Origin of the sequence: Cyanobium sp. LEGE 06143 (assembly GCF_015207535.1) — a bacterium.
Classification (GTDB): Bacteria; Cyanobacteriota; Cyanobacteriia; order PCC-6307; family Cyanobiaceae; genus NIES-981.
Genome location: NZ_JADEWP010000083.1, coordinates 1 through 10,117, shown reverse-complemented (window position 1 = coordinate 10,117; position 10,117 = coordinate 1). Strand labels below are relative to the sequence as shown.

Here is a 10,117-nt window from a genome sequence, read left to right as displayed (position 1 = left end):
CACCGCCCCGTCCACGTTCTCCACCTCACCGCTGAGCTCCAGGGCGCTGGCCAGGCGGTGCACAAACGGCCGGAAGCCCACCCCCTGCACGGTGCCGCGGCAGTGCAGCAGCAACCGGGCCGGATCGGTCACGGAGCTGCGGCCTCAGGCCAGGGCCGGTGCGGCCAGCCCGGCGGTGATGGCGTCGCGCAGGGCATCCATCCCCTCCCCGGTGCGGGCCGACACCTCCACGATGGAGGCCGCCGGCGCCACCTTGGCGATGTGGCGGCGGGCGTGGTCGCGGTCGAAGTCAACAGCGGCGGCCAGGTCGATCTTGTTGATCACCACCAGATCGGCACTGTGGAACATGGCCGGGTATTTGAGCGGTTTGTCCTCCCCTTCGGTGACCGACAGCAGCACCAGCCGCAGGCTCTCGCCGAGGTCGTAGGCGGCCGGACACACCAGGTTGCCCACGTTCTCGATCACCAGCAGCTCCAGGGCGGCCAGATCAAAGCGCTCCAGGGCCGGCTCCAGCATGGCGGCCTCCAGATGGCAGGCCTGGCCGGTGGTGATCTGCACCGCCTCGATGCCGGCAGCGCGCAGGCGGCGGGCGTCGTTGTCGGTGGCGAGGTCGCCCACGATCGCGCCCAGGCGGCCGCTGCCGCTCCAGTCGCGCCCCAGCCGCTCCAGCAGGGCGGTTTTGCCGGAGCCGGGCGAGGAGAGCAGGTTGAGCACGGGCAGGCCTGCGGCCGCGAAGCGCCGGCGCAAGCTGGCAGCGACGGCGTCGTTGCGCGACAGCAGGGCCGCCCCAAGCTCCAGCCGGCGGGCGCTGGGGGAGGGGGCGGTGATCACGGCCGGTTCGCTCTGGCCGCACTGGCAGGTGGTGCACATCTCAGCAGGCTCCCGGTGGGGGTGTCAGCAGGGCTCCGGATCGGCCAGCTCCAGGGAGGCCAGTTGCAGCTCACGGCCCCGCAAGAGCTGGCGGCTGATGGCGCCGCAGCGGGGGCACTCACACACCCCATCCTGGGCAGGAAACGGCGCCTGGCAACCGGCGCAGAAACATTCCGCCGCCACCGGCTCGATCACCAGCCGCGCCGCGGCGGCAGAGGTGCCGGCCATCACCACCTCGAAGGCCAGCGCCAGGGCGTCGATCTCCACCCCGGCCAGGCTGCCGATGCGCAGGGTGATGGCGGTGATCAGACCGCCGCCATGGCGCTCGGCCTGCTCCAGGGCCTGATCGCGCACCGCTTCCATGATGCTGAGCTCATGCATGGGCGTTCAGGCGGGGCGTTGATCAACCATCGCCCTCATGCAGCATCACGACGAACAGCTGTAGTGGGAAACGCCCCCTGCATTGAAAAACTGCTCAGGCTTCAAGCGGTAGTAGCGAGCTTCCACCTCCTGTGATTGCTCTTCGTACGGGTGGGAAAGGATATCCTGCAACTCTCTCACCAAGGCGTAGTCACCCTGCATGGCCTGTTCGTACGCAGGCACAATCAGCCACTCTCGCCAGGTGTATTTGGGGTTCACCTGCTTCATCTGTGCTGACACCTCAACTGGATCACGGTCGTTGCCGACGTGGTCGCGCCAGCGTTGCAGCCAAGCCTGCCATTGCTGATCGAGCTGCTGTGATGGGTTGGCGTAGAAGCTGCTGTTCAGGGCTGAGGCCTGGTCTGGCAGATGGGACAACTCGCGGAAGAAGATGGTGTAATCCACCTTTGTTTCGGCCATCAACTGCAGCAATGCTGTGACCAGGGCTGGATTGGATGTGCTCAAGCCCAGCTTGGCAGCCCACATGGCCTGAACTTCCGTGTCCATCGCCGCGGCAAAGTCACGACGCACGTGATCGAAACGGTCCAGGGCTTCAGGATGGTCTGTGAGCAGTGGTCGCACAGCTGTCCAGAACATATGGAAGTTCGCTTCAGCGGCGGTCGGTTGATTGAAGAAGGCGAAGTGATCACCGCCGCCGATCCAGGGCTGGAAGGCAGGATCAAACAGCTCGCAGAATCCGAAGGGGCCGTAGTCAAGCGTGAAGCCACCAGCGGCGCAGTTGTCACTGTTGAAGTTGCCCTGGCAGTACCCCACCCTCAGCCAGTTGGCGATCAGGGCGGTGAGGCGGCCGCGAAAACACCTGGCGAGCTCAACCAGTTGATCGGCAAAGGCAAGATTTTGGTCAATGTCCTGTCGATACTCCCGCTCGATGAGATGGGACACGAGCATGCGCAACTCGTCCAGTGCACCAGGGTGTGCCTTGCTGCGAGCACGGCGAGCAAACAGCTCCAGTTGACCAACCCGCAAAAAAGATGGTGCAACGCGAGTAGAAATAGCCACAGGATTGCTCACCGCAATATCAGGATTACTTGAGCGGGAATGCGGCGAATACCAAGGCCGCATGACGGTCTCGGATGTCGACACATACAGCGTTAAAGAGCGCGATGTGGGAACGCCCAAAGCGTGCATGTGCTCCTGGGCCAAAAACTCACGCACACTGGAGCGCAGCACGGCACGCCCGTCGCCACCCCGGCAATAGGGCGTGGGGCCGCCACCCTTTAATTGCATCTCCCAACGCTGGCCCTTGAACACACCTTCAAAGACAGAGATCGCCCGACCATCGCCATAACCATTCCCCGTGCCAAACGGACATTGCTGGATGTATTCGGTGCCATAGATCGACAGGGCATACCCGGTGGCCCAGCCGAGCTGATGCATCGGCTTCCGAACGCTCGACAGGTCACCGGAAAAGACCTGACGAAAGTCATTGTTCTGGGCGAGCGCGTCACTCAAGCCAAGGTCTTCAAACAGGGCGCTGCTGTGGGCGACATAGACAGGGTCAGCAAGGGGAGTAGGCGTAACAGGGACGTAGTGGCCCGAAAAGACCTGCCTAACACGGTGATCATCGCCATCAACGGTGGCATCAGGGTCGGCATTCAAGGAGTTCATCAATGAATAGTCTGCCGCGTGTGCAAACTCCTCGAAGGTCGTCACGCAAGAGTCATTCAATGGCTTGGATGGAGACAACATTGTGATTGGCTGAGCTTTTTCGATGTAAGCCATCCTATCGACAATCGGCTAGAGCTGGTGCTTTTCAGCCCAGTCCTTCAGGGCATCGAGGAAACTCAAAGCCGTCTTGCCGAAATCAGTGATGCTGTACAGCACTGCAATCGGTCGATCACTCACCACCTCGCGGGTGATCAGGCCTGCTTCTTCCATCTCACGCAGGCGCTGCGTCACCATCTTTTTGCTGGCACCTCCCAGCTGACGCGCCAGATCATTGAACCGCACAGGGCCATCCTTCAGATGCCAAAGAATGGATCCTTTCCATTTACCACCGAGAACACGCATGCCTCGCTCGATGGGGCAGGGCTCCAGACAAGGCTGCAAAGCCTGCTTGCGGCCGTGGCCATCGGTGCTGATCACTGAGGATGCGCCAATGGATCGAGTGGTTACTAAAAGTATACTAGTTGACTCTGGTTACTGCCCTGTCTACGGTGCAGCCGTCAGTCAGAACTGTCATGGGTTCCGAGATTCATCTCTACACCGCCTCCACGATGAATGGCTGGAAGCCTGTGATCTTTCTGGAAGAAGCAGAAATTGAGTATGACATCACCCCGATTGACTTCAGCAAGAAAGAGCAGAAGTCTGAATGGTATTTGAAACTCAATCCCAATGGCCGGATTCCCACCATTGTGGACCATGGCAACAGTGACTTTGTCGTGTTTGAGTCGGGCGCAATTCTTTGGTACCTGGCTGAGAAATACCAGAAGTTTCTGCCGTGTGGGCAGAAGGCCCATTCAGAAGCACTGCAATGGTTGATGTTCCAGATGGCTGGAGTTGGCCCCATGATGGGACAGGCCATGTATTTTCAGCGGATTGCGGTTCCAAAAGGCATCCGCAATGATGACGCCATTGATCGCTATGTGAGTGAGTCGCGGCGTCTCCTGGAGGTCTTGGATCGTCAGCTGGCAGGCAAGGCCTACTTGCTTGGCGATGAATTCACAATTGTGGACATGGCCACGTATCCGTGGGCAATGTCATTTCCCTGGGCCAAGGTTTCAATCCAAGGATTAGAACACCTCCAAGCCTGGTTTGATCGGATGGACGCCCGGCCTGCCACGCAAAAGGCCATCACCATTCCCAAGCCATTTCCCGCCTTCTTCGGGCAAGGTGATGAAGCTGCCTCCCAGGCTGAAAACGCCTCCCGCTTCAATGACTAAGCAGGCCATCAACATTTCACTCGAGGCTTCAGCATGACTTTAGCAATTGAGTTGCAAACCCAACGTGAAAGCTTCCTCAGTCATGTCCCTGAGAGCACACAAACACTGATGCAACAGGCAACGTCCTCCTTGGAACAATCAGGACTTCTGGAGAAGAGTCTCAAGGTGGGTGATTCCATCCCAGACTTTGCTCTCCCGAATGCAACGGGGGAAACCGTGAGCATGCGCGACTTACTCGCCAATGGACCGGTGGTCCTTGCCTTTTATCGCGGCGGATGGTGTCCCTACTGCAACCTTGAGCTCCGGGCACTGCAACAGGTACTTAGAAGCATCCGAGACACAGGCGCGACACTGGTTGCCATTTCTCCGGAAACTCCCGACAACTCTCTGACCACCCAGGAAAAGAACGACTTGGAGTATCCCGTTCTCAGTGATGCTGACAATCAGGTGGCTAGGGACTTTGGTTTGGTGTTTCAACTGCCAGCAGCTTTGCTGCCTATTTACGAAGGCTTTGGCATCGATTTAACGGCCTACAACGGCAATGACCATTTTGAATTGCCGATCCCCGCAACCTATGTCGTGCGGCAAGATGGCGTCATCCAGTATGCATTTGCGGATGTCGACTACACCAAGCGAGCTGAACCCAGTGAGATCGTGAAGGCGCTTCAGGCTTGAGGCCAATGCAGCTCACTCTTAGCCGATCACCACGTAGCCCCATTCAACCATGAAGAATGCCTTCATCATCAATGCTCACGAAGCCTATCCCTTCTCAGAGGGTAAGCTCAATGCCACGTTGGTGGAAATAGCAAAAGCCAATCTGGTCCAGAAGGGTTATGACGTCAGAATCACGACAATGAAGGACGACTATGACGTCGAGAGAGAGCTGAGCAACCATCAATGGGCTGATGTGCTGATTCTACAGAGTCCCGTGAATTGGATGGAAGTGCCATGGAGCTTTAAGCGCTACATGGATCTGGTCTACTCTGCTGGAATGGGTGGTCAACTCTGTAACGGTGATGGTAGAAGCCGCCAGGACCCCAGCTCGCAATATGGCACTGGTGGCAGCTTGACCGACACCAAGTACATGCTCTCACTGACATTGAATGCTCCCAGGTCTGCCTTCAATGATGCCAGTCAGTCGTTTTTTGAGGGCAAGAGTCTGGACGACTTGTTCTGGCCAATGCATTTGAACTTTCGATTCTTCGGTATGCAGCCGCTACCAACATTTGCTTGCTTCGACGTGATGAAGAACCCCAGTATCGACGATGATTTTCTCCGCTTGGAAGCTCATCTCAATCAGCATTTTGCGATACCCGCTTCCTAGCCTTCGCTTGCCCTCTGCCTAGCCTTCGGTTGTCTTGGGCGAAGTGGTTTCCGAATCGCCCCATTCTGATCCAATAGCGGCATCCTGCAGCGCAAAATCACGCAGCCAGCCGCGCTGCACCCAGAGAGGCAGGATGGAGCCGATCGAGGCGCCGGAGATCTCCACGCCCTGGCGGCAGACTTCGCCGAAGGGCAACCTCCGCGCGAAGGCCTGAAGCAGCCGCCACTCCGGCTCGCCGGGAAGATCAAGGCGGGTGGTGTGGCCGTCGCGCCACACGAAGATCTGAATGCCTCCCTGATCGAGATCAACCACTTGATGCTGCGCCGCGGGGTTGGTGTTGACCTCCCAGATGCGATGGATGGGGTAGTCGGAGGTGATCAGGGCAGCCCCGGCCGGCAAACGGAACACGAGCCGATCCCAGTGCTCGGGAGGCACACCAACCAGGGCCTGCAGATTGAGGCTGGGTTGATCCGGGGCATTGAAGGCCCGGTGCCAGAGCCATTCCAGCTGCGCCACATCCGCCAGGTAGGGAAGGGCGCGGGCCGGCTGGAACTTCGCCAGGAACGCGGGCAACCCGGCGCCGTAGTCGCCCAGGTCTGGCGAGCGGGAGACGCCCTGCTCCAGGAAGGCAGACGCCATGGCCTGGAAGAACGCCTCGCCCACCAGCCGCTGACACACGGGATAAATCTGCTCAAGGCTGCGCCGCAGTTTGCCGTTCACGCTGGTGCGGTAGGCCTCGATCCCCTGCCGGGCTGGCAACACCCGGCTGCCCTGCAGCTGAGCTGCCAGGCGGGCCTGCTCGGGCTCGCTGGCCGTGCCCAGGGCCGCTGCGGCGAAAAGCTGCTGGAGCGCTGCCAGCTTCATGGCAGCGCCTGATCCGAGCGCAGCGCCTCCGCCTTGGCAGCCTCCGCCATCAGCACATCGAGATGAGGGATGTCGGTGTCCCACTCGATCAGGGCCGGCACCTGGGCAAAGCGCTGCAGAGCCTGCCGGTACAACGCCCAGACCCCATCCTGCACAGCGCGTCCATGGGTGTCGAAGAGGAAGCTGCCCTCCTCTTCATAGCCGGCGAGATGGATTTCCTTCACCCGCTCGGCGGGCAGGGCATCGAGATAGAGGAGCGGATCGAAGCCGTGATTGAAGCCATTCACAAACACATTATTCACATCCAACAGCAGGAAACAGTCGGCCCGGCGGGCCAGCTCACTGAGAAACTCCCATTCGAGGTAGTCGGCTGCGGCAAAGCTCACATAGGGGGAGAGGTTCTCGATCAGAATCTGCCGTCCCAGGAAGTCCTGCACGCGCTGGATGCGTTCGGCCACATGCACCAGGGCCTCCTCGGTGTAAGGGAGTGGGGCGAGGTCATGGAAATAGCGGCCCCCCTGGGACACCCAGGCCAGATGATCCGAAACGAAGCTGGGCTGCACCCGATCCACCAATGCTTTCAGGCGCTGGAGATAGGCCTGATTGAGCGGATCCACCGAACCGAGCGAGAGGCCCACCCCATGCAGGGTGATCGGATAGCGCTCGCGGATGAGGCTGAGGTGATGCAGGGGCAGGCCCCCACCGAGGTAGTTGTCCGAGAGCGCTTCGAACCAGGGAATCGCCGGCCAGCGGCTGAGGATGTCTGCGTAGTGGGGCGAGCGCAGACCCACGCCCACCCCCTGAATGTCGGAAACAGCCACGGCAGGCGCAGAGCAACAGAAGGGCGGGGGCTCTGGAGGGTTGAGGACACACCACCCCAGAGCCCCCTGGATCAACGCAGGCTCAGGACTTCTTCAGCGTTCCCCCCACGATCTTCTTGCAGGTGCCTGTGGGAACGTAGACCCACTCTTCCGGGTCGCCGGACACCTTGGCCTCGCCGGCGCAGGAGTGCTTGCTGGTGCCGCAGTCGTTCATGCCGGCCTTGGCGATGCCGGCGCACTTTTCCATGCCCGCCTTGCCGGCCAGGGCTTCGCCGCCCGTGGCGGCCACCAGCCCAAGGGCCAGAAGGCCTGAGATGGCGGTGCTGACCGCGACATGGGGTGCCTGAGGAGTGTTCATCGTATGGGGGTGGATAACGAAGGATCGAGCGCGGCCGGCTGAACGATGCAGCCACCGGTCGCAGAGTTACCGCTCGGAAAGCCGATTGGATTTCAGGCTTCCACCAGCCAGCAGCGCAGCAGGCGGCGTGCCGCCGGCAGGGAGGCCTGGAGCCCGGGGGAGAACTCCCTACCATGGCTGAAGCTGTGGGCGGGGATGCGCAGCCAGAAAGCGCTGGGGGCACGGCCATAGAGAGCTGTGGTGATCGCCAGCAACTGGGCGGGATCGAGGTGATGGCTGGTGCCGCTGCCAACGCCGGGCGATACGGCAGGCAGCGGGTCGAGCCGGGGCTGGGGCAGGGGGCCGGGCTGCTGTGGAGCCAGCCAGGCATCGATGAACAGCACCCGCTGCAGCGGCGCCAGATCGGCGGCCAGCTCCGGCGTGAGCTGCTGGACGCTGAGCCCACCCACCTGCTCGGCCAGCAGGGCACCGACGCCGTCGTCGCCGCGCAGGGGGTTGCCGATGCCGATCACCAGGCAATCAGGCCGCAGTGCAGCACGCTTCAACACCGACCACGGGGAGTTGGTGTCATCGAGCTGAGAGCCGAAGCCGTGGCATCACGGCAAACACCAGAAGCAGAACGAGATAGACCGATCCCGACACCGGGTCTCGGCTGCCGATGAACTGCGCGGGGGCCATGCCTCGGATGAGGGCGGCCAGGGCCAACTCCACGGCAACCATCAAGGCCAAGGCCAGCACACCGGCAATGATCGACCGACGAGGAGAGCCAATCTCAGGGAATTGGCGAAGGATCACGCCTGCCGCCAGGTAGATGGCGATCGCCATGATGGGCATCTCCAACAGTTCCGCCCAGCGCTCGCCGAGGCGTGGCACCACGACTGGAACCCTGACCAGGCCAAGAGCAAATCCAGCGCCCAGCACCATGGCGAAGTAGGCGAAGCCGGCTTGGATGGTCTTGGGCATGGCAACTCAGGGCGAGTTGATGGGTTGCGAGCGGCTTGGGGTGGCGAACGCTTGCCATCACCTGCCCGCGGAGAGTGTGTGTTATGAACGCCAGAGGCGTCAATGGTGATTGGGGGCGGCTCAGGCTCAGGTGAATGGCTGTGTGAGCCAGACCGCTACACAGCAAACATAGCCTGCAAAACACTGAGCACCTCAACCAACGTGTCTTCGTCCAAAACGCCTAAGTACTTAATCAACCGGTCTCTATCGACAGCCCTGAGCTGATCGGCAACCACGTGACCATCTTTATCATCAAATCGGCAAGGTAAGCGAAAAGGATAGGGGTGCCCACCTGTTGTGAGTGGCGCAACGATAAACGTGCGCAGATGAGCATTCAACTCATCCGGGGAGACGACAACGCACGGCCTCGTTTTCCTGATTTCTGATCCTCGCGTGGGATTAAGGGAAACTAGATAGATGTCCCCTCTTGAGACAGCCTCTTCTGTTACCACGACCATTCTTCGTCGTCAAAGCGGGTGCTGCTCATTTCATCGAGAAGGCCATCTGGGTCTACTGCTGCTACCGCTTCTGCCCAGCCTGCTCTTGGATGCGCAGAGGGTCTGATAGTCAGCACGCCAGGGGCAGCCTCGATTTCGACCTCATCAGAAAGCCCCGCAACCTCAAGCAACGGCTTCGCCAGACGGATGCCCCGCGAGTTCCCAATTTTGACAAGCTTCGCCCGAACCATGGCGACCTCAGGCAGGCGTGCTCACATTGTAGTCACCGCTGCTGTCATCAGCCGTTGCCTCAGCTCTGGCTAACGCTGGCCATCACCTGGACGCAGAGAGCTTCTGCCTCCGGATCTCGTTGGGCTTCAGGGAATTGATGGGGGCGGGTCAGGTGCATGGCCGGGCTGGGAAGTGCTCTTTGCCATCAGCGGAAACCTTTCAGGGTGGCGTATGGAATCGACTGATAAGTCGACATCAATATCAGGCCAATACAAATGATCAGCAGTCGGCCTTAAGACATTGAGGATCTGATGGATTGTCGCCGATTCAAACCAAGGAAATTCTGAATAGGGAAGGGCCAGCTCTTCGTCATCGACGAGGATCCAGACGCAGTGTCCAGAAACATTTGTGACCTCAGCCTTTAAAGTGGTTGTTCCAGGCATTGATGATCTCCTGTTGACGAGTCTTAGTCAGGCGTTCTGCTTCTTTAACTCTTGAAGAGCTTAGCCCGATATTCCGAGCCAGTTCAACGGTCGGACTGAGCCAGAACTTCGCCTCACCATCAGGATGACTGACATGGACATGAGGGCGACTCTCCTCGCGTGAAAAGAAGAAGAAACGAAATTCGCCTTCCCTGAAAACGGTTGGGGACAAAACTCAGTTCCTGATCCACTCACTCAGCATAGCCACGGCTGAAATAGTTGTTCGCATCTTTCCAACGCCTTTTGGACGGACCCGTATAAACACCATCCTCATCTGTCTGCAACCACATCAGAGCCCCTCAATCTCCGGACAACACTACAAATGCCCTTGTACCGCAGCGGCTCCTGGCTGGCCAGCTCTAGCTCCTCGCGTCTTATGCGGGTCCGCATAAGACCGTTCACATG

The 10,117-nt window shown here is 59.9% G+C and carries 17 protein-coding genes; 3 read left to right on the top strand and 14 right to left on the bottom strand.

The genetic code is table 11. The annotated features are described in order from the left end of the window. The 5 genes from IQ216_RS14715 to IQ216_RS07420 form a co-directional block, all read right to left on the bottom strand. Positions 1–132 (bottom strand): acylphosphatase (locus IQ216_RS14715; RefSeq protein WP_193814979.1); only part of this gene is annotated, 132 nt, incomplete at its 3' end. A gap of 12 nt (positions 133–144) precedes the next feature. Next, entirely contained in the window at positions 145–870 is a 726-nt protein-coding gene (gene hypB / locus IQ216_RS07435; RefSeq protein ID WP_193814978.1) for a hydrogenase nickel incorporation protein HypB, read from the bottom strand. Between the two features lie 24 nt (positions 871–894). Next, the gene (gene hypA, locus IQ216_RS07430; RefSeq protein WP_193814977.1) at positions 895–1,251 is read right to left on the bottom strand and encodes a hydrogenase maturation nickel metallochaperone HypA; all 357 of its coding nucleotides are present in this window, start codon (positions 1,249–1,251) and stop codon (positions 895–897) included. A 45-nt stretch (positions 1,252–1,296) separates the two neighbouring features. Then, positions 1,297–3,000 (bottom strand): YdiU family protein, encoded by a 1,704-nt coding sequence (locus IQ216_RS07425; protein ID WP_193814981.1) that lies wholly within the window; start codon positions 2,998–3,000, stop codon positions 1,297–1,299. 48 nt (positions 3,001–3,048) lie between these two features. Then, complete coding sequence (locus tag IQ216_RS07420; protein ID WP_370566657.1) at positions 3,049–3,396, bottom strand: winged helix-turn-helix transcriptional regulator; 348 nt, start codon at positions 3,394–3,396, stop codon at positions 3,049–3,051. A 95-nt stretch (positions 3,397–3,491) separates the two neighbouring features. On the opposite strand from IQ216_RS07420, the gene IQ216_RS07415 reads away from it, so the two are divergent. Genes IQ216_RS07415 through IQ216_RS07405 form a run of 3 tightly spaced genes read left to right on the top strand, consistent with a single transcriptional unit; the run spans position 3,492 to position 5,517 of the window. After that, a complete protein-coding gene (locus IQ216_RS07415; RefSeq protein WP_193814976.1) occupies positions 3,492–4,193 on the top strand; it encodes a glutathione S-transferase family protein in 702 nt (233 codons plus the stop codon). 51 nt (positions 4,194–4,244) lie between these two features. Continuing rightward, entirely contained in the window at positions 4,245–4,868 is a 624-nt protein-coding gene (locus IQ216_RS07410) for a peroxiredoxin-like family protein (protein WP_228007260.1), read from the top strand. Positions 4,869–4,917: 49 nt separating this feature from the next. Next, positions 4,918–5,517, top strand: coding sequence for an NAD(P)H-dependent oxidoreductase (locus IQ216_RS07405; RefSeq protein WP_193814974.1), 600 nt, complete (start codon positions 4,918–4,920; stop codon positions 5,515–5,517). 18 nt (positions 5,518–5,535) lie between these two features. On the opposite strand, the gene IQ216_RS07400 is transcribed toward IQ216_RS07405, so the two are convergent. The 9 genes from IQ216_RS07400 to IQ216_RS07360 all read right to left on the bottom strand — a co-directional run bounded on the left by IQ216_RS07400 (position 5,536) and on the right by IQ216_RS07360 (position 9,884). Next, entirely contained in the window at positions 5,536–6,381 is an 846-nt protein-coding gene (locus IQ216_RS07400) for a DNA-binding domain-containing protein (protein WP_193814973.1), read from the bottom strand. Continuing rightward, complete coding sequence (locus IQ216_RS07395) at positions 6,378–7,202, bottom strand: DUF692 domain-containing protein (protein ID WP_193814972.1); 825 nt, start codon at positions 7,200–7,202, stop codon at positions 6,378–6,380. The genes IQ216_RS07400 and IQ216_RS07395 overlap by 4 nt, the downstream gene beginning before the upstream one ends. A gap of 82 nt (positions 7,203–7,284) precedes the next feature. Next, entirely contained in the window at positions 7,285–7,560 is a 276-nt protein-coding gene (locus IQ216_RS07390; protein ID WP_193814971.1) for a DUF2282 domain-containing protein, read from the bottom strand. 92 nt (positions 7,561–7,652) lie between these two features. Further along, entirely contained in the window at positions 7,653–8,105 is a 453-nt protein-coding gene (locus IQ216_RS07385) for a hydrogenase maturation protease (RefSeq protein ID WP_193814970.1), read from the bottom strand. 22 nt (positions 8,106–8,127) lie between these two features. Further along, complete coding sequence (locus IQ216_RS07380) at positions 8,128–8,523, bottom strand: hypothetical protein (protein ID WP_193814969.1); 396 nt, start codon at positions 8,521–8,523, stop codon at positions 8,128–8,130. A 155-nt stretch (positions 8,524–8,678) separates the two neighbouring features. Continuing rightward, a complete protein-coding gene (locus IQ216_RS07375) occupies positions 8,679–9,020 on the bottom strand; it encodes a type II toxin-antitoxin system PemK/MazF family toxin (protein ID WP_193814968.1) in 342 nt (113 codons plus the stop codon). Beyond that, positions 9,008–9,250: an AbrB/MazE/SpoVT family DNA-binding domain-containing protein gene (locus tag IQ216_RS07370; protein ID WP_193814967.1), complete on the bottom strand. Its 243-nt coding sequence runs from the start codon at positions 9,248–9,250 to the stop codon at positions 9,008–9,010. Before IQ216_RS07370 ends, IQ216_RS07375 begins: the two co-directional genes overlap by 13 nt. Before the next feature lie 126 nt (positions 9,251–9,376). Then, positions 9,377–9,673: a DUF2442 domain-containing protein gene (locus IQ216_RS07365; protein WP_193814966.1), complete on the bottom strand. Its 297-nt coding sequence runs from the start codon at positions 9,671–9,673 to the stop codon at positions 9,377–9,379. Further along, entirely contained in the window at positions 9,645–9,884 is a 240-nt protein-coding gene (locus IQ216_RS07360) for a DUF4160 domain-containing protein (RefSeq protein WP_193814965.1), read from the bottom strand. Before IQ216_RS07360 ends, IQ216_RS07365 begins: the two co-directional genes overlap by 29 nt. Positions 9,885–10,117: the final 233 nt, after the last annotated feature.

What these genes read in the sequence shown, in the direction of transcription:
- hypB (WP_193814978.1), bottom strand. Translation starts at nt 870, where the DNA reads ATGTGCACCACCTGCCAGTGCGGCCAGAGCGAACCGGCCGTGATCACC.
- IQ216_RS07400 (WP_193814973.1), bottom strand. Translation starts at nt 6,381, where the DNA reads ATGAAGCTGGCAGCGCTCCAGCAGCTTTTCGCCGCAGCGGCCCTGGGC.
- IQ216_RS07415 (WP_193814976.1), top strand. Translation starts at nt 3,492, where the DNA reads ATGGGTTCCGAGATTCATCTCTACACCGCCTCCACGATGAATGGCTGG.
- IQ216_RS07370 (WP_193814967.1), bottom strand. Translation starts at nt 9,250, where the DNA reads ATGGTTCGGGCGAAGCTTGTCAAAATTGGGAACTCGCGGGGCATCCGT.
- IQ216_RS07375 (WP_193814968.1), bottom strand. Translation starts at nt 9,020, where the DNA reads ATGGTCGTGGTAACAGAAGAGGCTGTCTCAAGAGGGGACATCTATCTA.
- IQ216_RS07405 (WP_193814974.1), top strand. Translation starts at nt 4,918, where the DNA reads ATGAAGAATGCCTTCATCATCAATGCTCACGAAGCCTATCCCTTCTCA.
- IQ216_RS07425 (WP_193814981.1), bottom strand. Translation starts at nt 3,000, where the DNA reads ATGTTGTCTCCATCCAAGCCATTGAATGACTCTTGCGTGACGACCTTC.
- IQ216_RS07380 (WP_193814969.1), bottom strand. Translation starts at nt 8,523, where the DNA reads ATGCCCAAGACCATCCAAGCCGGCTTCGCCTACTTCGCCATGGTGCTG.
- IQ216_RS07365 (WP_193814966.1), bottom strand. Translation starts at nt 9,673, where the DNA reads ATGCCTGGAACAACCACTTTAAAGGCTGAGGTCACAAATGTTTCTGGA.
- IQ216_RS07390 (WP_193814971.1), bottom strand. Translation starts at nt 7,560, where the DNA reads ATGAACACTCCTCAGGCACCCCATGTCGCGGTCAGCACCGCCATCTCA.
- hypA (WP_193814977.1), bottom strand. Translation starts at nt 1,251, where the DNA reads ATGCATGAGCTCAGCATCATGGAAGCGGTGCGCGATCAGGCCCTGGAG.